Source organism: Acidisphaera sp. S103 (assembly GCF_009765975.1).
GTDB lineage: Bacteria > Pseudomonadota > Alphaproteobacteria > Acetobacterales > Acetobacteraceae > Rhodopila.
Window position 1 is genome coordinate 139,400 of record NZ_LMUJ01000054.1, and the last position, 19,197, is coordinate 158,596.

Below are 19,197 nucleotides of genomic sequence, written 5' to 3' on the forward strand. Positions count from 1 at the left end.
TGAACAAAAGGTTGACGGACGCCCGGTCATCTCCACGCGAAAGCCGCCGGTTCTGGACGGCCAGCCGGCAAACTCATGGCGCCCGAAGCCGTCCAGCCGCCAGCCGCATCGTCAGGGACTCCGGCCAGAACGTCAGTGTGGCCTGATCCGCCGGACACAGCCCGTCGCGTCCCACCGCCCGGCACCACGTCGGCGGAGTCGCCTGATCCGGGTTGCCGAACCGGGTCAGGATGGCTTCCCGGACTCCGGCCGGTCCGCCGACGCCCCGTCCGGAGAAGACGTAGGTGATCCCCGTCACGCCGTATTCGGCGGACAGCACGACCCGCAATCGCCCATCTTTCGTGTCGCTGGTAATCCACCCCGGCGCGCGGACCATGGCATAGCCCTGATGCGCCAACTCGGCGACGACGTCGGATTCCGACATGCCAAGATGCAGGCCGATGATGTCGGTGCCTGCCGCTTCGAACGCGTAGAGCGGGCCGGCGGCCAGAAACGCCGCGATTGCTATCGTCGATGCTACGCGTCGCATGGCCACCTCGGTCTTTCCGGGGGGCACCGTTACACCGGGAAACCCTAACGTCGCCTTAACGGCGTGCTTTGTCCGTGCCGCCGCGGGCGATCATGCTCTATAACCGCCGGATCGATGCCACCGGAAAGGAAACGTCCATGCTGACCAGGCGCTGGGACAAATCCAGGATGCCGTCCCGTCACGTGACGGTGGGGCCAAGCCGAGCACCGCATCGCAGCTATTATTATGCGATGGGCCTGACCGAGGACGAGATCGACCAGCCCTTCGTCGGCGTTGCCACCTGCTGGAATGAAGCCGCGCCCTGCAACATCGCGCTCAGCCGCCAGGCTCAGTCGGTGAAGAAAGGTGTTGCCGAAAATGGCGGCACGCCGCGGGAATTCACCACCATCACCGTCACCGACGGGATCGCGATGGGGCACCAGGGGATGAAGTCGTCCCTCGTCTCACGCGACCTGATCGCCGACAGCGTGGAACTGACGGTGCGGGGCCACTGCTACGATGCCCTTGTCGGCCTGGCCGGCTGCGACAAATCCCTGCCCGGCATGATGATGGCGATGCTGCGGCTGAACGTACCCAGCGTGTTCATGTACGGCGGCTCGATCCTGCCCGGGAAATTCAAGGGCCGCGACGTCACGGTCGTCGATGTGTTTGAAGCGGTCGGCATGCACGCGGCGGGCGCCATGTCCGACGAAGACCTGCACGAACTGGAATGCGCAGCCTGCCCCTCGGCTGGTGCCTGCGGCGGCCAGTTTACCGCCAACACCATGGCGATGGTGTCGGAGGGCATCGGCCTGGCGCTTCCCGGCTCCGCCGGCGCACCCGCGCCGTATGAGGACCGGGACCGGTTCGCCGTCGAATCCGGCCGCGCGGTCATGAACCTGATCGAGCAGAACATTCGCCCGCGCGACATCGTGACTCTAAAGTCACTGGAGAACGCCGCGGTGCTTGTGGGCGCGACGGGCGGATCGACCAATGCCGGGCTGCATTTGCCGGCGATGGCGCATGAAGCCGGCATCCGCTTCACCATGGACGACGTGGTGGCGATCATGCGCCGCACGCCGTACATCGCCGACCTGAAGCCCAGCGGCAAATACGTCGCTTTCGACGTTCACAACGTCGGCGGCATCCCGGTAATCATCAAGGCACTGCTGGATGGCGGGCTGCTGCACGGCGACTGCCTGACCGTCACCGGCAAGACCCTGGCCGAGAACCACAAGGATGTCGTCTTCCCCCCCAATCAGGACGTGATCTACCCGGTCTCCACCCCCATCTCCCCCACCGGCGGCGTGGTCGGCCTGAAAGGCAGCCTGGCGCCCGACGGAGCCATCGTGAAGGTCACCGGGCTGCACGACCTGCACTTCGAGGGCACCGCCCTGTGCTTCGATTCCGAGGAAGCAGCCTTCGCCGCGATCGACGCCCGAGCCTACAAGGCCGGGGACGTCATCATCATCCGCTATGAGGGTCCCAAAGGCGGCCCCGGCATGCGGGAGATGCTGTCCACCACCGGGGCCATCTACGGCCAGGGCATGGGCGAGAAAGTGGCCCTGATCACCGACGGCCGCTTCTCCGGCGCGACTCGAGGCTTCTGCATCGGCCATGTCGGGCCGGAGGCAGCGGTGGGCGGCCCGCTCGCGCTGGTGAACAACGGCGACAAGATCGTCATCGACGCCGCCAAGGGGACGATCGACCTGATCGTGCCGGAGGCCGAACTGGCGGCGCGCAAGGCCGCGTGGACACCGCGGAAAACCGATTACAATGCCGGGGCGATCTGGAAATACGCGCAACTGGTCGGGCCGGCGCATCTGGGCGCCACGACCCATCCCGGGACCGCTGCCGAGACGCATTGCTACGCCGACATATGACGCACATTGGCGACGGGGCCGATCTGGTGTTCCGGCGGTTTGGATCGCTTTTGCGTCGGCGATTGTTTATGTGCTGCCCCGCGCCCTGATGGATACAATGATGGAAGACCTGCTTTTTCTCACTCAGCGTATTCCCTACCCGCCGATCAAGGGTGAGAAGATTCGCCCGTTACAGATCCTGAAATATTTACGCCAGTTCTATAACGTTCATCTCGGCTGCCTGGTGGATGATCCGCGGGACCTTGAACACGTCGATACCGTCCGCGCGCTGTGCAGCAGTTCCCACTTCGCCACCCTGGACCGCAAGCGCGCGAAGTTTTCGTGCCTCAGTGGTTTGCTCACCGGACAGCCACTTAGCGTCACCTTCTATCGCGACAAAGCCCTGGCCAACTGGACCCGCCGCGTTCTGGCGGAGATCAAGCCGCGGGCCGTGTTCGTCTGCTCCTCCAACATGGCACCGTATGTGCTGGATACGGGGCTGCGCGCACCTGTCTTCCTGGTGGACCTCGCCGACGTGGATTCCGAGAAATGGCGTGCCTACGCCGAAGCCGGAACGTTCCCCATGCGGTGGGTACACAGCCGCGAATGGCGCCTGACCGCCGCGCTGGAAAAGCGCATCGCGCGTGAGGCTGACTGGAGTACCTTCGTTTCGCCGCAGGAAGCCCAGTTCTTTGCCAAACTGGTGCCCGGTTACGCCGACAAAATCCGCGCCGTCAGCAGTGGCGTCGACCACACGTATTTTGACCCGGAATGGTCCGGTGCCGACGCCGATCCACCCTACGACATCACGTGCCCCAACTACGTCTTCACCGGAACGATGGACTATCCGCCGAACGTCGGCGCCGTGACCTGGTTCGCCGAGGACATCCTGCCCCTTCTGCGCCGCACCGAACCACGCACCCAGTTCCACATCGTCGGCTCCAGTCCAGCGCCGGAGGTGGAAAGTCTGGCGCGAACCAACGGTGTGTTCGTGACTGGCCGGGTGCCGGACGTACGTCCCTACATCGCCCACGCCACCGCCGGCGTCGCGCCTATGCGCATTGCCCGCGGCATCCAGAACAAGGTGCTGGAGGCGATGTCGATGGCGAGGCCTGTCGTGGTCACCCCGGACGCGCTGGAGGGGATCGCGGCGCAACCAAACGCCGAAGTCATCGTGGCGGCGGATGCCACCGCTTTCGCTGCCGGTTGCGAACTGGCCGCCGGTCCGCAAGGCGCCGCCATCGGCGCCGCCGCCCGCCGCCGCGTCCTGGCCGATTACGTCTGGGCCGAACGCCTCCGCGATTTCGATCTGCTGCTCGGCATCACCGCCCCGACAAGCCCTCAGTTCATTCACGCCGGAGTCGATTCATGATCGTCAGGTCCAGGGCGCCGCTTCGGCTTGGCCTCGCCGGAGGAGGCACGGACGTGTCGCCCTATTGCGACCGGTATGGCGGTGCGGTGCTGAATGTCACCATAGACATGTATGCCTACACGATCATCGAACCCACCGATGACGGCAAGGTCACCTTCACCGCATCCGACATCGACGGCACGTTCGAGGCCCCGGCGAGCGACGCGCTTGAGATCGGTTATCCGTTGATCCTGCATCGTGCGGTCTACCGGCGCATCATCCGCCAGTTCCATGACAGCAAGCCGCTGTCCTGCCGCATCACGACCTTCTGCGACGCGCCGCCCGGTTCGGGCCTGGGCACCTCGTCCACCATGGTCGTTTCGCTGGTCAAAGCGTTTGTCGAGTGGCTGAATCTACCTTTGGGCGAATACGAAATCGCCCATCTGGCCTACGAGATCGAACGCATCGACGCGGGTCTCGGCGGCGGCCGGCAGGACCAGTACGCCGCGACGTTTGGCGGTGTGAACTTCATGGAATTCCTCGCCGACGACCGCGTGATCGTTAATCCACTGAGGATCAAGAACTGGATCCTGTCGGAGATGGAAACCTCCCTGGTGCTGTTCAACAGCGGCGTGTCGCGTTCGTCCGCCGCCATCATCCAAGAACAGACCGACAATCTGACCGCCAATATCGGCACGACGCTGGAGGCGATGCATGACATCAAGGCCGACGCCTACGGCATGAAGGAAGGCCTGTTGCGTGGCGATTTCGACAAACTGGCGGGATTCATGCGCAAATCCTGGGATGCCAAGAAGCGGCTGGCCAAGAGCATCAGCAACGACCACATCGACCAGGTGCATGCGGCGGCAATGGCCGCCGGGGCGCGGGCCGGCAAGGTGTCCGGCGCCGGCGGTGGCGGCTTCATGACCTTCCTGGTCGATCCGTCCCGCCGCGTTGACGTGATCCGCGCCCTGGGCCGCGAAGAAGGTCACGTCATGACTTGTCACTTCACCAGGCACGGCACCGAGGGCTGGAAGATCTTCTAAGCCACCTGCCCCCATTCAGTTACCAGGAGCGATTGCATGCCAACGGGCGATGCCGATTTCATCCGGGCCTATCTGACCGAGTCCGTCGAGGCGCTGACCGCGTTCCAGTCGGAACCGGCCTACCGGCAAACCATGACCGCGATGGCGGACAGCATTGTGACCGCCCTGCGCGCGGGCAGGAAACTGCTGATCGCCGGCAACGGCGGCAGTGCCGGCGACTCGCAGCATATCGCCGGCGAATTCATTTCCCGGCTGATGTACGACCGAGCCCCGCTGGCCGCGATCGCATTGACGGTCGATACCTCGGTGATCACCGCCACCGGCAACGATTATGGCTACGAGCACATCTTTGAACGGCAGATACTCGGCCTTGGCCAGACGGGCGACGTCTTCCTCGGCATTTCGACCTCCGGCAAGTCGCCCAACATCATCCGGGCATTCGATGCGTCACGAGACCGAGGACTGATCTCGATCGGATTCTGCGGCGCGGTTGGTGGTCCGATGCGCGATCGGTGCCGGCATTTGCTGGAGGCACCGTCCGGCAAGACCGCGATCATCCAGCAGATCCATATCGTCGCCGCACATATTGTTTGCGCCCTGGTGGAACGGGCGATGTTTCCCCGCGACGCGGCCTGACCCGTGCCCTCGGCCACCGTTCGCCAATGTGCGGTACTGATCGGCGGCCTGGGCACGCGGCTCGGCCAGTTGACAGCCGCGACCCCCAAACCCCTGCTGACCTGCGGCGATCGGCCCTTCCTCGCTTGGCTATTGCGGGAGTTCCTGCGCTACGGCGTCGATGATTTCCTGCTGCTCACCGGCTACTTGCCGGAAGTGGTCCAGGCCGCGCTTCCCGCGATCACCGCTGGTCTGCCAAGGCACGTCCGCGTCACCTGCAGCACCGAACCGGTCCGAGCCGGCACCGGCGGCGCGCTCTACCATGCGCGTGACCAACTGGCGGAGCGGTTCTGGCTCTGCAACGGTGACTCGATGCTGGATTGCAACCTTGCCCGTTTGCTCGCGGATGCCGCGATGGACCCTGACGCGGTCGTTGGCCGGATGATGCTTCGCCGGTTGGACGACGCCTCCCGCTATGGCGTGGTCGAACTTCAGGGCGACCGCGTCGCCGCTTTCCAGGAGCGTCCCCAGCCGGGCAGTCCCGGCATGATCAACGCGGGCATCTATTTGCTGAACCGGTCGGTGCTGGACGACATCGGCCCGGTCTGCTCGCTGGAGCGTGACGTGCTGCCCGTCCTGGCGACTCGAGGCGCCCTGCGCGGTACTGTCGGAGAGGGCTATTTCATCGATATCGGCATCCAGGCCGATCTTGAACGCGCCCAGACCGAACTGCCTGGTCGGTTGCACCGTGGCGCCTTGTTCCTGGACCGTGATGTCCTGACCGGCGACAGCGGGAGCCGGCCATTCGGATGGAAACCGGGTGCGATCGCAACGATCCGAGCGGCAACGGATGCGGGCATCCATGTTTTCGTTGTCGGCCAATCGGGCATTGCCAGCGGAATCCATGACGACGACCAACGCCAATGGATGGGCGACGAAATCCGTGCCGCCGGCGGCACGTTGGACGATGCGCGATTCCATCGGCTTGCGCCGGGTCCGTCGCCCGATGGGCTGCTGGACCTGATGGCCAGATGGGAAACCGATCCTGCCCGGAGCTTGCTCATCGGGAACCGGCCCGCCGATGCCACGCCGGCCGGCGTTCGGACGATCCGTCTGGAAGGGCGGGACCTCCATGACGTCGCCTTGCCGCTGCTGGCCGGGATTGCCTGAACAAGGCATTGGCGGCTTATGCTAGATACGCTGCGGCATCTAACAGGGGGGAGGTTATACTATGTCGAAAACGATCAGCACTGTTCTGCTTTCGACATACGCCCTGAGCAGCAGCAGCAATCCGCTGTACATCACCACTGTCGGCGGGGTCGAGACGAACGGCGGCACGGCGATCTACGGCGGATCGACGCAGGCTTGGACAATCACCAACGCCGGCACCGTTTCAGGTGGCTCCGCCGCCGGTAGCCTGGGCATCGACCTGCGGGCCGGCGGAACGATCGGCAATACCGGCCTGATCAGCGGCAACCACTACGCCATACGCGTCCGGGGCGCGGCCGGCACCGTGACCAATGCCGGTTCGATCACCAGCCAAACAGACGGAGTGGTGCTGTTTGCCGGCGGCTCGGTTAGCAACGCGGCCGGCGGCGTGATCGCCGGGACAACCAACGTCGGTGTCTACATCAGCGGTGGCGCCGGCACGGTGACCAACGCCGGAACGATCGATGGCACCCCCGCCGCGGTGCAGTTCGTCGGCGCTTTCGCCGATCGGCTGATCGTCGATCCCGGCGCGGTGTTTATTGGCAAAATCATTGGTGGCAGCGGCAGCAACGTGCTGGAGCTGGCAGCCGGCACCGCCACCGGCACGCTGAGCGCCTTCCCTACCAACTTCACCGGCTTCGGCACGATCAACGTCGATAGCAGCGCCACGTGGCAGTTCGACAGCACCGACACGATCGGTGGCGCAGTCGTGCTGACCGACGCGGGCACGCTGGGCAATGCGGGCCTGATCGATACGACGGTCACCGTGGCCGGCGGCGGCAGCCTGTGCAACACCGGCACGGTCAACGCCGGCAGCGCGCAGTTCGGTGTCACGCTGTTGGCAGGCGGCGTGGTCAGCAACACCGGCGCGGGGGCGCTGATCGAGGGCACCCGCTACGGCATCCGTGCTGTCGGCGGCGCCGCAACGGTGATCAACAATGGCCTTATCCTGGGTACCTCGCCGTCCGACGGCGGCGGCGTGGGGCTGTATGCCGGTGGCACGGTGACCAATGCCGGCACGATCGTCAGCGGCAACTATTACGGCGTCTACGTCAACGGCGGCCTCGGCACGGTGACCAACAGCGGCACCATTATCAGCGGCGACGGCGTCGGCTTGTTTGCTGGCGGCACGGTGAGCAACACCGGGTCGATCAACAGCACAATCAGCTACGGTGTCTACGTCACCGGTGGCGCCGGTACGGTGACAAATGCCGGCACCATCGGCGGCGGCGCCGATGCGGTGCGGTTCGCTGGTGCTTTTTCGGATCGGGTGATCATCGACCCCGGTGCCGTGTTTCAGGGAAAGGTGGCGGGAGGTTCCGGCAGCAACACGCTGGAGCTGGCACAAGGCAACAGCGCCATCGGCACGCTGAGCGGATTCAGCACCAGCTTCACCGGCTTCGGCGCGATCACCATCGATGCCGGCGCGTCCTGGACTTTCGACACGACCGATGCACTCGGTTCCGGCATCTCACTGATCGATGCCGGAACATTGCTGTTCAGCCAGACGGCTGGCAGCAGCCAGGACGTGGCGGCGGCAATCTCGGGGTCCGGCAAGGTCGAGCAGAGCGGCCCCGGAACGCTGGTGCTGGATGGCATCAACGATTTCACCGGCGGGCTCATCATTGCCGGCGGCACCCTGGAGCTGTCCGCCGGCAATGCAGCCGGCAGCGGCCCGATCGACTTCGCCGGCGATCCCACGCTGCGCCTCGATGGCACCATCATGCCGACGGGCACCGTCTCCGGCCTCAGCGCCGGTGACGCGATCGACCTGGAGGGCGTCAGCTTCGCGAGCGGCGGCAGCGCAACGATCATCAACAGCAACACGTTGCAGGTGGTCGAAAACAGCGCGAGCTACGATCTGACACTGGATCCGCTCCAGGATTTTTCCCACTTCGCGTTCAACCCGACACCGGATGGGGGCACCGGCACGCTGATAACGGTCGACCCGGCATGTTACTGCCGCGGCACGCGCATCCTGACGATCGGCGGCGAGATCGCAGTGGAGGATCTCCAGGTCGGCGACCGTGTGATGACGCTGTCGGGCGCGTCGCGTCCGGTACGCTGGATCGGCCGCCGGCATCTGGACCTGACGCGCCACCCCACGCCCGACCGCATCCGGCCGATCCGCATCCGGGCCAATGCCTTCGCCGACACCGTGCCGCGCCGCGACCTGTTGCTGTCACCGGACCACGCCGTGCTGTGCGAGGGCAGGCCGGGCGATGGCATGCTGGTGCCGGCGCGGCTGCTGCTCAATGGCGCCAGCATCGTGCGCGACACGCATCATCGTGCCGTCACCTACTACCATGTCGAGTTGGATGCGCACGACATCCTGCTGGCGGAGAACCTGCCGGCCGAGAGCTACCTCGACACCGGCAATCGCGGCCTGTTCGAGAACGCCGGTGGTGCGCTGGTGCTGCATCCGGATCTCACCGGCGACCAGGCGCGGCGTCGGGCATGGTCCTGCGCGCCGTTCGCCGACGATCCGGCGCGGACGGAGCCGATCTGGCGCGCGCTGGCGGCCCGAACGGTGCAACTCGGATGGCATCGGCCGTCCGAACCCGAGACCACGGAAGATCCGGATTTGCGCCTTCTCGTCGACGGCCGGCAAGTTGCACCGGTCAGCGTGTCCACCGGGCGTCATGTGTTCATCGTGCCGCGCATCGGCGCGGCGGTGCGGCTGGCGTCGCGCACGGCGGTACCATCCGAGACCTGCCCCTGGATCGCGGACGACCGAAGCCTGGGTATCCTGCTGCGCGGATTGCGCATGCGGACCGGCGCGATGGTGGTGCCGATCCCGCTCGACCATCCGGATTTGCGCGAGGGCTGGTGGCAGCCGGAGTGGCATGGCCCGACGGCATTGCGCCGCTGGACCAACGGCGACGCCGCGGTGCCGATGCCAGGCGCGGCTTTGGGGGCACCGGGCCCGTGCCTGCTGGAGGTCGAGATTGCCGGCGCCTTGCGGTACCGGCTGCCAGACCCCTCGCCGGCAAGCATGACCGACCGACGCCCCCCATGTCATGGCCGGCCGTCGGCGGCCTGACGGCGTGGCGTCGCGCGGCGTCTCGACTTGCACCCGCTATCCACAGCCCAACACGCCGATAGCCTCATGCGGCACGGTGCCACATGCGCTAGGATGCCTGCGTGAACACCATCGACTCGCCACTCTTCGGCCTCTCCCAACGCCTTCCGCCCTCCAACGTCCAGGCGGAGCAAGCCCTGCTCGGCGCCCTCCTGGCCAACAACAAGGCCTATGAGCGGGTCTCGGAATTCCTCGCCGCCGAACACTTCGCCGACCCGATCCACGGCCGCATCTATCAGGCGATTTCCCGCCGCGTCGAAGCCGGACAACTCGCCGACGCCGTCACCCTGAAGGCGGAATTCGAGCACGCCGGCATCCTGGAGGAAGTCGGCGGCACCGCCTATCTGACTCAGTTGCTGACCGCCATGGTCGGCATCATCAACGCCGGCGACTACGGCCGCACCGTCCTCGACACCTGGCTGCGCCGCCAGTTGATCGATATCGGCGAGACCGTCGTCAACAACGCCTTCGGTGCCGACGCCGAACTCGATGGCCCGCAGCAGATCGAGTTTGCCGAACAGTCGCTGTTCAACCTCGCCGCCGACGGCGGCACCACCGGCGGCTTCATCACCTTCGAACGCGCGTTGACCGACGCGATTCTCGGCGCCGAACGGGCGTTCCGACGGGCCGGCACCGTCTCCGGCCTGACCACCGGGCTGCGCGACCTCGACAGCAAGATGGGCGGCATGCATCCGTCGGATCTGCTGATCCTCGCCGGCCGTCCCGGGATGGGTAAAACAGCGCTGGCCACCAAGATCGCCTTCGGCGCCGCCAAGGCGCTGCTCTCCGAGGCGCGGGCCACCGACCCCAACGGCGTCCCCAAGGCGACCGTCGCGGTGTTTTCGCTGGAAATGAGCTCCGAACAGTTGGCGACCCGTCTGCTCAGCGAGGAAGCTCGTATCTCCGGCGATCGCATCCGCCGCGGCGATATCGGCCAGAAGGACTTCGACAAGTTCGTCCAGGTGTCGCGCGAAATCTCCGGGTTGCCGATCCAGATCGACGACACCCCGGCGATCACCATGTCGGCGCTGCGCACTCGGTGCCGGCGGTTGAAGCGGACCAAGGGGCTGGCGCTGGTGATCGTCGACTATCTGCAATTGATGCGCCCCGCCGCCGGCACCAAACCGGACAACCGCGTGCTGGAAATCAGCATGATCACCCAGGGCCTGAAAGCCTTGGCGAAGGAACTGGCGATCCCGGTCATTGCGCTGTCCCAGTTGTCCCGCCAGGTGGAAAACCGCGACGACAAGCGGCCGCAACTGTCCGATCTGCGTGAGTCCGGCTCGATCGAGCAGGATGCCGACGCGGTGATGTTCGTCTATCGCGACGAATACTACCTCGAACAGAAGATGCCCAAGGAGATCGCGTTCGATGGCAGCTCGGACAAATTCAACGCCGCCATGGACGAATGGCAGCAGCGCATGGACAAGGCGCATAATCGTGCCGACCTGATCATCGCCAAGCAGCGTCACGGACCCACCGGAACCATCCCGCTGCTGTTCGAGGGCGAGTTCACCCGCTTCGGCGACATCGATCTCGTGCATTCCGACTATGCCGGCTGAAGCCACCCAGGCGACCCTGGAGATCGATCTGGGCGCCATCGCCGCCAACTGGCGGATTTTGCGGGACCGTCATCCGTCCGGCCCCGTCGCGGGCGTGGTCAAGGCCGATGGCTATGGCCTGGGTGCCGCCCGGGTCGCCGCCGCCCTGCATGAAGCCGGCTGCCGGCATTTCTTCGTCGCCTACCTGAATGAAGCGCTGGCGATCCGCGACGTTGTTCCCGATGCCATGCTGGCGGTGCTAAGCGGCCTGATCCCCGGAACCGAGGACGCTTACGTCACCCACGGCCTGACCCCGGTGCTGGGCTCCCTGGACGAAATTGACCGCTGGCGCGGACGGCAGGCGATCCTGCACGTCGATACCGGCATGTCACGGCTTGGACTGGACGCGCGGGAACTGGCGATCCTGGCCGGCGATCCTGGGCGCCTGAACCGCCTGACGGTCCGCTACGTGATGTCGCACCTGGTTTCATCGGAGGTGCCGGACGACCCGATCAACCGGCTGCAACGGGAACGCTTCGCGGCGGTGCGCGCGATGCTGCCGCCGGCACCCTCCAGCCTGGCCAATTCCTCCGGCATCTTCCTCGGACCGGACTTCGGCTCCGACCTCGCCCGGCCTGGTGCGGCGCTTTACGGCGTCAACCCGACGCCCGGACAGCCCAATCCGATGCGCAACGTGGTGCGGCTGTCGGTGCGGGTGCTGGCGGTGCGCGACATCCCGGTTGGCACGTCGGTCGGCTACAACGGCATCTGGACCGCGGCCCGCCCCAGCCGGATCGCCACCGCGGCGCTGGGCTACGCGGACGGATTTCACCGCAGTTTGTCCAGTCGCGGATCGGCCTGTTTTGACGGCACCCCGGTTCCGCTGGTAGGCCGCGTCTCCATGGACCTGACCACATTCGACGTGACCGATCACCCCGCTGTGCAACCCGGTTGTTGGCTGGAGGTGCTTGGCCCGCATCTGTCCCCTGATGACGTCGCCGCCGCGGCCGGCACCAACGGGTATGAGGTCCTGACCTCCCTGGGCCGCCGCTTTCATCGGGTGTATCGGACAGCGTGACCCTGTTGCTGGATTTCCTGACCGCGATTGGCCGAGCGGTGATCGCTGTGTGCCGAGGCGCCGGATCGCTGACGATCTTCGCGCTGGAGGGACTGTCGCATCTGGTCCGTCCGCCGTTCTACGGGCGTCTGTTCGGCCGGGCTTTGTTGGAGATCGGCTTTTTCAGCCTGCCGGTGGTGGCCTTGACGGCGGTGTTCACCGGCATGGTGCTGGCCCTGCAATCCTACACCGGTTTTGCCAGGTTTTCGGCGCAGGGCGCGGTGGCCAGCCTGGTGGTGCTGTCCGTGACCCGGGAACTGGGGCCGGTGTTGGCCGGCCTGATGGTTGCCGGACGCATTGGCGCGGCCACGGCGGCGGAACTGGGCACGATGCGAGTCACGGACCAGATCGACGCGCTGTCCACGCTGTCCACCAACCCGATGAAATACCTGGTGGCACCGCGTCTGTTGGCTGGGATCGTCGCACTGCCGCTGCTGGTGGTGGTGGCGGACATGCTGGGGGTGATGGGCGGCTACATCGTCTCGACGCTGAAGCTGGGCTTCAACGCCGATACCTACGTGACGAACACCGTCAACTTCGTGCAGATGAACGACGTGGGTTCCGGACTGGCGAAGGCCGCGGTGTTCGGTTTCCTGATCTCGCTGATGGGCTGCTACCAGGGTTACAACAGCAAAGGCGGTGCCCAGGGCGTGGGGTCGGCGACGACGCTCGCGGTGGTAACGGCGTCGATCCTGATCCTGGCGTTCGACTACGTGCTGACCGAGATGTTCTTCGCCCGGTAGGTCCCTCCACAGCGTAACGGAGCCGCCGGCGGCTGCGCCCCGCGACGGATTTTGTTTCGTTCTCCGCCCATGTCTCCAGCAACGTTGTGGCGCGGGAAATACCGGCCGACGTTGATGCCGCCTCTTCTGCTGGCCTCGTCCGTGACGCCCGGCCCGCGCCCGCCGTGACGGTCGTACGACGGTGCCGGTGGGTCAACGACAAAGCCGGTTGATATCAGGCGGCCTTGCGGAATGTCGGCGGCAGGCCGGCTTTCGGCACCTGCCCCTGCAATGGCTCCGCCGGCAGGCCGGCATGCAGAACCTTGCGGGATTCCAGCAGAGCGGGAATGTCGATGCCAGTGGTGAAGCCCATGCTTTCCAGCATGAACACCAGGTCCTCGGTCACCACATTGCCGGATGCCCCCGGCGCATACGGGCAACCGCCCAAACCCGCCAGGCATGAGTCGAACGCTCGGATTCCGACCTCCAGCCCCGCCACGGCATTGGCGATTCCCAGGCCGCAGGTGTCATGCAGATGCAGGCCGTACAGCACCGGCCCGATAGCATCACGTGTCGCCAGCACGACCTCCTTGATCTGCGCCGGGTAGGCATAGCCCACGGTGTCGGCCAGCATGATCTGATCCACGCCGGCATTGGCCAGGCCCTTACACAGCGCGACGGTCTTCGCTGTCGGCACGATGCCATCGATCGAGCAGCCGAACGCCGTCGACGCGCCTGCCACCACCGGCACTTTCCGCGGCTGCGCTTTCAGCCATGCCATGATTTCCCGCATCATCTCGATCGATTGTTCGGGTGTGCGATTGAGGTTTGCCTGACTGTGCCCGTCGCTGACCGAGATCGGGATGGCGATCTTGTGTACGCCGGCGTGGTAAGCGTTTTGCACACCACGCAAATTTGGCGCCAGTGCCTGCACGGTCAGGTTCGGCAGGGCGGCCAGCACTTTCGCCACGACCTCCGCCGTGTCGGACAGTTGCGGGATCACGCGTGGCGGAACGAAGCTGCCGACCTCGATCTCCTGAATGCCGGCGGCGGCGAGCGAGACGATCCATGCCACCTTGTCGTCGGTGGTCATGCGGGTCTTGGCGATTTGCAGGCCGTCGCGCGGACCGACCTCACAGATGGAAACGAAACTCATGGTGGTGGTATCTCCGCGATCAGAATTGTGCCGGTTTCGGACTCGGTGATGACCAGGCTGCGCTCGTCCGGGGTCAGGGCACAGTTGGTGGTCATGCGGCCGGTGGTTGACTGGACTCTGTAGAGCGGTACGCCGTGAGGGTCGATAACCCAGACGCAGCCATGGCCGGGATTGGAAATATACAACCGGTCCGCCGAGTCCATCGCCAGCCCATCCGGCCCGACCAGGCCAGCGGGCACGCGGGCGAAGCACTGTGCCTTGGCGACGACGGCGTCGGGGCGGAGCAGGAAGCGCCACACCTCGCAGGAGCGGGTCATCGCCACATACAGGTGGGTTTGCGCGGTATTCAGGACGAGACCGTTGGGGCTGGGGCCGGTGCTGATCAGCTTGTCGAGGCGCCCGTCCTTGTGCAGGCGCCAGACCCGGCCGGTGGGGTCCTGTAACCCAGTCTGCCCCTGGTCGGTGAAGAGAATCGATTCGTCGTCATGCAGGGTCAGATCGTTCAGGCCCTTGAAGCCCTCGCTCATGACGGTCTGCAGCACGGCGGCGGTGGCGCCGGTGCCGGGATGGATGCGGACCAGGCCGTGACGGTAGTCGGCAGCGAGCAACATGCCGTCCGGCTGGACCTTCAGGCCGTTGGGCCAGCCGGGGTATTCGGCGACCAAGGTCCAGTCGTCGTCTTCAATGCGGAAGATGCGGCCGTAGGGGATGTCGACGACATACAGCCGGCCTTGGGCGTCGTAACATGGGCCTTCCAGGAAGCAGTCGACCGGTTCGCCGGATCGGTTGGCGTCAGCCCATTCGGTCTGCTCCAGGCTGCGGAACCGGTCGGGCATGCGGGTCAGGACCCGGGTGGGGATTTCTTTCGGAGGGGCGAACCACATGGCGACGGACAGTGGGGCGCGGGCGGATGGTTGGCAAGATCGGGGGAGAGGGATGATGGGTGGTTTGAGAGTCGGGTACCGATCCGAAGCGGACATTCGAAATGACCCGGGCAGATACAGGAATACGACAAGACCATGGCAGCATTCACCACTAGTTCCTTGTCGTGACGGATGGTACGTATGGCGCCACCGTCTCAGTAAGGAACAAACTCTCGACCAAATGGCCCGATCCTTCGACCAAAGCGCGCGCCATCGCGGGCAACTCGACCTTGGCTCTCTGGTGGCCATCCAACTGAATCGGCGTGGGCGTTTCCGGCGCGTCAAGTCGGACGACATTCTCTTTGCCGATGAGCATGAAGGTTTGGCCGAGGGCATTCAAGGACTGAGCCCGCATGGCGGCGAGGATGGCGCCTTTCCACTGGAACATCCCGCCTACAGCCTTGACAGGATCCACGCGGAATGAGGTCTCACCACAGCCCAGACTCAGGACCCGTACCTGCGATCTATCCACGTCGTAACAGGCAAGAGCGTCAGTGACAGCGTTCATGATCGGGTTGTTTGCCCAAAGTCCGCCGTCGACCATGATGTACCCGTTGTTGGGCATCGCCTTGTAATAAGTTGGGGCAGCCGACGTAGCGAGCCTCACTTTCACCATTCGCTCGACGCGGTCCTTCCGATAGTCAGGATGGTGCGGCGTTTTGTAGATCCAGGGCTCGCCATGGACCCCCTCAAAGCTCGGAATGCACAGGCGAGTTCTCGCGTCGCCAAGAGGTGTGTCTCCGAAAATACCCAGAAGTTCTTGCTCAAGTACACCGCTGTCGTACGCGTAACGGTGTAAGCGACGGAGCCACCTCCACATGCGCCCAAGTACATTTGACGGTGGGAAGACCAACCCACCCCTTTCGACGTAGAATTTTTGAATTTCGCGCGCGGTCAATCCATGGGCGAGGGCGAGGGCGATGATGCCACCAGTGGAGGTGCCTGCGATCATGTCGAAGTGGTCGGCGACCGTTCGCCCGTTCAAAAACCTATTCTCCAATTCGGCGAGCACGGATGCTGGCAGTATGCCGCGAATGCCGCCTCCGTCGATGGCCAGGATTTTGAATGGGCGATCCGGAGGCCACGGCAGCGGTTTACGCCGACGCTGAATGGTCCCGTCGGACCGTTTGGGTGGAACATAATTCATGGCGTTGCCTCACTGAGATCGGATCGCTCAAGATGCCGACCTGTTCCGGTCCACTTTCCAGTTGCTCGCCAGCCTTCATAGGAAGCCAGCCAATCCACGGTCCACGGAACTGTCGTCTCCGCCAAACTCATGGACGGCGACCATTCGCTGGCATCGGGGTCAAACATGCAGAGTATCGGATCAAGCGGGTCGCCTTCCACATAGTAGACGTGAGGCAACCGTCCCTCGGGATCATTCCGGCGGGGTCGCAAAGGAGGATCAATAACGCGAACCCGTGGCTGCATCTGCTTTGCGGTGAGGTAATCGATCACCAATGGTGCACGATATTCCATGCTGACCACGAATGTTTGTAGGAGGGGCCGTAACTTGCCCACCCAACGGGCAGCGAGGCCTTTTCGTGCTACCAATCTGAATCTCGGCCAAATCGCGCTCATCTGGGCGATTTGTTCGTCGATCCCAGGGAGGCCCATCACGGCCAACGATCGCCCATATTCGTGTGGGGGCGAGGCGCCACGTTAGCGGCCATCGACCGGGTCGCTCCGATGATGGCAGGTGCCGCGGGCACAAGAAGTCCACCGGTGCTAGTGTACCGGTGGGTGCACGATCGCAGTGCCACCCCATTGCGGTCGTTCAACGCGTTTATCGAACGAGACACCACCCTTGGACCGAAGCGGTCGCGCAACCAATCCTTCAAATCCTCAAGTTCGAGACCTCCCTGCCGGATTTGCTCAAGTCCGTTCGCTAGATCGTGTAGGGCTAACGCAAACTCCCGCTGTTGAGAGCGGTTTTCGGGCCAACGATCAGTGAAGCAATCGGTGGACATCTCAGGATTTCGGACGTCGAGCAGGCGCCCGCCAGCCTCCGCAATATCAATAGCCCTTGCGGTCCAACGTGCTTGTCGGATCACCATGTCCGAAAGCGCCATGCCGGGGGCCGCAGCATGGCCTGCATGGCACGACAGCATGACAGAGGGCGGATACCGGCCGGGCCGGTCAATGCTCCAGACGTTCCTGAATCGCTTAATAATTTGAAGGGCAACCGTTGTGACACTCTTGATCGGCAACGGCGTCTGGTCCGGCATGGGGTGTACAATCGGATCTGTCTTGGCTAACGATTCGTAAGCCTCGTGCATGCGAGCCTCATACGCTTTGGCAAATGTTTCTTCCGCTGGGGTACGAAGATTGTACCAGTTGGCAAAACCGAAAGCGTTCATCGGGATCTCGGCGTGCTGCCGCTGCGTCTCACCCGGCTTGGCATGGAAGATGTTGCTTTCGATCTCCATGAAACCTGTTCGCCTCGAAGGTGTGACATCGATGTGCATGCCATCGGAGTAGAAGAGGGTTACACACCGGGTTTGTCGTAAGACCTTGCGAACCGGGTAGTCCTTCAGGGCTTCATAAAGAGCATCCAGAACCTGCGAAGGTGTCACTCCCTGAGCTACGTTCAACTCTACGACCGCATCAGCATCGAATTCGTCATCCGTGCCTCGGGTCGATATCGTGGCATCGATCGCCATGGAGCCCTGCGCATAAAATCGGACGATTTGGCCTTCGAGTGGGCTACCCGATCGCCCCAGGTACTCCCTGACGGCAGAGAAGCGAGCCAGAGCCTTCGCGTGCAATCCCGGTGGGAGCTGAACGTTAATGGCGATGTCCGCGAGAAGGGCGTCGAGTGGGTTTGATAGCGGCTCTGCATACGCCGGGCGCAACGGAATGCGGCGATAATCGTTCATCCAGAAATCTCCCAGACACGAGCGCGATCCCAAGAGGCCGAGCCCTGGTTGCGAATCGGGCCGCGAATTCCTATATCGCAACCGTACGCATGTTGATTGCATAGCCGAACACCGATTGCAATAGCACAATTGCATGGTACAAACGGCCCGATAAAGAACGGGAACCGACGGAGGACCGACATGAAGATCGCCTTTCAGAACGAGGCATTTTGCGCCGCCCTGAATGCACACCGCCTCTCCAAACTCATGACCTGGAAGCAAGTTGCGGAGGCCAGCGGAGTCAGTGCTTCGACGTTGACCAGGATGATGCAGGGCAAAAGACCGGATATCGATGGACTGGCGGCGCTGCTGACCTGGTCAGGGTTGAAGGCAGAGGACTTCCTCGGACCTCATCAGGGGAACAGAGCAGAAACCTTGGCGCAAATGACTGCGCTTTTACGTGCCGACCCCAAACTCAGTGAACCCAGCAAACTGGCTCTCGAGGGGGTGCTCCACGCTACCTACGAGCGTCTGCTTAGTCTGTGAGCAGCAAATGCCTTTTCGACATGGCTTCAAAGCAGAAGCGAATAGAATCGCCTTAAAGGTCCGTTCTGCCCTTCAACTCGGGCCAACGGATCCACTGGACCCGTGGGTAGCCTGCAATCATTTCGAAATTTCGGTGATTTGCCTCAGCGACCTCCGCGATGGCGACGGAACCCAAGTGGGACGCCACTTCCTTCGGATTGAACGGGAAGCATTTTCCGCGGTAACGATTCCGGACGGCTGTAGACGAGTGATTGTGCATAACGACTCGCACAGTTCAGTTCGTCAGCGCAGCAATCTGACGCACGAACTCGCCCACTGTTTTCTTGGGCATTCGGTGACACCGCTATGGACTGCGGACGGTGATCGGGCGAGGGACGCTCGTGTAGAAGAGGAGGCGGCCTTTCTCGGCGGCTCCCTCCTCATTACGAATGAGGCAGCCCATCACATCGTAAAATCGCGAATGGAGGCGACGGCAGCCACAATCTATGGCGTCAGCTACGACATGCTCACCTATCGCCTGAGAGTGAGTGGCGCTCAAATCACAGCTTTTCGCCGGGCGCGGCGGTCGTTGATTTCCTCGTGACTCTCTTGGTGTTCGATATGGCTGACTGTGTTTCTTCTGGCGCACCCTCGTCTTCCGATTCCATTCTCATTCAGCATG

Annotated in this window: 16 protein-coding genes; 11 read left to right on the top strand and 5 right to left on the bottom strand. The window is 63.9% G+C overall.

Annotated features, from left to right (window positions below; genetic code table 11):
- Positions 1–73 precede the first annotated feature (73 nt).
- Complete coding sequence (locus GSQ89_RS17040; protein WP_158927331.1) at positions 74–529, bottom strand: hypothetical protein; 456 nt, start codon at positions 527–529, stop codon at positions 74–76.
- A gap of 137 nt (positions 530–666) precedes the next feature.
- Here GSQ89_RS17040 and ilvD point away from each other — a divergent pair, with 137 nt between their 5' ends.
- The 9 genes from ilvD to GSQ89_RS17085 all read left to right on the top strand — a co-directional run bounded on the left by ilvD (position 667) and on the right by GSQ89_RS17085 (position 13,074).
- Complete coding sequence (gene ilvD / locus GSQ89_RS17045) at positions 667–2,391, top strand: dihydroxy-acid dehydratase (RefSeq protein WP_158927333.1); 1,725 nt, start codon at positions 667–669, stop codon at positions 2,389–2,391.
- Positions 2,392–2,491: 100 nt separating this feature from the next.
- Positions 2,492–3,742, top strand: a complete 1,251-nt coding sequence (locus tag GSQ89_RS17050) for a TIGR03087 family PEP-CTERM/XrtA system glycosyltransferase (protein ID WP_158927335.1) — start codon at positions 2,492–2,494, stop codon at positions 3,740–3,742.
- On the top strand, positions 3,739–4,767 hold the full coding sequence (locus GSQ89_RS17055; RefSeq protein WP_158927337.1) for a dehydrogenase: 1,029 nt from the start codon (positions 3,739–3,741) through the stop codon (positions 4,765–4,767). The genes GSQ89_RS17050 and GSQ89_RS17055 overlap by 4 nt, the downstream gene beginning before the upstream one ends.
- A gap of 36 nt (positions 4,768–4,803) precedes the next feature.
- Positions 4,804–5,403 (top strand): D-sedoheptulose 7-phosphate isomerase, encoded by a 600-nt coding sequence (locus GSQ89_RS17060; RefSeq protein ID WP_158927339.1) that lies wholly within the window; start codon positions 4,804–4,806, stop codon positions 5,401–5,403.
- A 3-nt stretch (positions 5,404–5,406) separates the two neighbouring features.
- Positions 5,407–6,552 (top strand): sugar phosphate nucleotidyltransferase, encoded by a 1,146-nt coding sequence (locus GSQ89_RS17065; protein ID WP_158927340.1) that lies wholly within the window; start codon positions 5,407–5,409, stop codon positions 6,550–6,552.
- A gap of 61 nt (positions 6,553–6,613) precedes the next feature.
- Positions 6,614–9,634, top strand: a complete 3,021-nt coding sequence (locus tag GSQ89_RS17070) for a Hint domain-containing protein (RefSeq protein WP_158927342.1) — start codon at positions 6,614–6,616, stop codon at positions 9,632–9,634.
- Between the two features lie 101 nt (positions 9,635–9,735).
- The gene (locus tag GSQ89_RS17075; protein ID WP_158927344.1) at positions 9,736–11,235 is read left to right on the top strand and encodes a replicative DNA helicase; all 1,500 of its coding nucleotides are present in this window, start codon (positions 9,736–9,738) and stop codon (positions 11,233–11,235) included.
- Positions 11,225–12,292: an alanine racemase gene (alr, locus tag GSQ89_RS17080; RefSeq protein ID WP_158927346.1), complete on the top strand. Its 1,068-nt coding sequence runs from the start codon at positions 11,225–11,227 to the stop codon at positions 12,290–12,292. Before GSQ89_RS17075 ends, alr begins: the two co-directional genes overlap by 11 nt.
- The gene (locus tag GSQ89_RS17085) at positions 12,289–13,074 is read left to right on the top strand and encodes an ABC transporter permease (protein ID WP_158927348.1); all 786 of its coding nucleotides are present in this window, start codon (positions 12,289–12,291) and stop codon (positions 13,072–13,074) included. Before alr ends, GSQ89_RS17085 begins: the two co-directional genes overlap by 4 nt.
- 214 nt (positions 13,075–13,288) lie before the next feature.
- Here GSQ89_RS17085 and GSQ89_RS17090 read toward each other — a convergent pair whose 3' ends face one another.
- From GSQ89_RS17090 to GSQ89_RS17105, 4 genes are all read right to left on the bottom strand, one after another.
- Positions 13,289–14,209 carry a hydroxymethylglutaryl-CoA lyase gene (locus GSQ89_RS17090; RefSeq protein WP_158927350.1) on the bottom strand — a complete coding sequence of 307 codons (921 nt, stop codon included), beginning with the start codon at positions 14,207–14,209 and terminating at the stop codon, positions 13,289–13,291.
- Positions 14,206–15,093: an SMP-30/gluconolactonase/LRE family protein gene (locus tag GSQ89_RS17095; protein WP_158927352.1), complete on the bottom strand. Its 888-nt coding sequence runs from the start codon at positions 15,091–15,093 to the stop codon at positions 14,206–14,208. Before GSQ89_RS17095 ends, GSQ89_RS17090 begins: the two co-directional genes overlap by 4 nt.
- 151 nt (positions 15,094–15,244) lie before the next feature.
- Positions 15,245–16,279, bottom strand: a complete 1,035-nt coding sequence (locus GSQ89_RS17100; protein ID WP_158927354.1) for a CBASS cGAMP-activated phospholipase — start codon at positions 16,277–16,279, stop codon at positions 15,245–15,247.
- A gap of 469 nt (positions 16,280–16,748) precedes the next feature.
- Positions 16,749–18,011, bottom strand: coding sequence for a nucleotidyltransferase (locus GSQ89_RS17105; protein ID WP_158927356.1), 1,263 nt, complete (start codon positions 18,009–18,011; stop codon positions 16,749–16,751).
- 180 nt (positions 18,012–18,191) lie between these two features.
- On the opposite strand from GSQ89_RS17105, the gene GSQ89_RS17110 reads away from it, so the two are divergent.
- Both GSQ89_RS17110 and GSQ89_RS17115 read left to right on the top strand, forming a co-directional pair.
- Complete coding sequence (locus GSQ89_RS17110; RefSeq protein WP_158927358.1) at positions 18,192–18,536, top strand: helix-turn-helix domain-containing protein; 345 nt, start codon at positions 18,192–18,194, stop codon at positions 18,534–18,536.
- 7 nt (positions 18,537–18,543) lie between these two features.
- The gene (locus GSQ89_RS17115; RefSeq protein WP_158927360.1) at positions 18,544–19,119 is read left to right on the top strand and encodes an ImmA/IrrE family metallo-endopeptidase; all 576 of its coding nucleotides are present in this window, start codon (positions 18,544–18,546) and stop codon (positions 19,117–19,119) included.
- Positions 19,120–19,197: the final 78 nt, after the last annotated feature.

Bases quoted from the DNA above. Each gene is read 5' to 3' on its own strand.
- GSQ89_RS17040 (WP_158927331.1), bottom strand. From the start codon at position 529: ATGCGACGCGTAGCATCGACGATAGCAATCGCGGCGTTTCTGGCCGCC.
- ilvD (WP_158927333.1), top strand. From the start codon at position 667: ATGCTGACCAGGCGCTGGGACAAATCCAGGATGCCGTCCCGTCACGTG.
- GSQ89_RS17050 (WP_158927335.1), top strand. From the start codon at position 2,492: ATGGAAGACCTGCTTTTTCTCACTCAGCGTATTCCCTACCCGCCGATC.
- GSQ89_RS17055 (WP_158927337.1), top strand. From the start codon at position 3,739: ATGATCGTCAGGTCCAGGGCGCCGCTTCGGCTTGGCCTCGCCGGAGGA.
- GSQ89_RS17060 (WP_158927339.1), top strand. From the start codon at position 4,804: ATGCCAACGGGCGATGCCGATTTCATCCGGGCCTATCTGACCGAGTCC.
- GSQ89_RS17070 (WP_158927342.1), top strand. From the start codon at position 6,614: ATGTCGAAAACGATCAGCACTGTTCTGCTTTCGACATACGCCCTGAGC.
- alr (WP_158927346.1), top strand. From the start codon at position 11,225: ATGCCGGCTGAAGCCACCCAGGCGACCCTGGAGATCGATCTGGGCGCC.
- GSQ89_RS17090 (WP_158927350.1), bottom strand. From the start codon at position 14,209: ATGAGTTTCGTTTCCATCTGTGAGGTCGGTCCGCGCGACGGCCTGCAA.
- GSQ89_RS17095 (WP_158927352.1), bottom strand. From the start codon at position 15,093: ATGTGGTTCGCCCCTCCGAAAGAAATCCCCACCCGGGTCCTGACCCGC.
- GSQ89_RS17100 (WP_158927354.1), bottom strand. From the start codon at position 16,279: ATGAATTATGTTCCACCCAAACGGTCCGACGGGACCATTCAGCGTCGG.
- GSQ89_RS17105 (WP_158927356.1), bottom strand. From the start codon at position 18,011: ATGAACGATTATCGCCGCATTCCGTTGCGCCCGGCGTATGCAGAGCCG.
- GSQ89_RS17110 (WP_158927358.1), top strand. From the start codon at position 18,192: ATGAAGATCGCCTTTCAGAACGAGGCATTTTGCGCCGCCCTGAATGCA.
- GSQ89_RS17115 (WP_158927360.1), top strand. From the start codon at position 18,544: ATGCCTTTTCGACATGGCTTCAAAGCAGAAGCGAATAGAATCGCCTTA.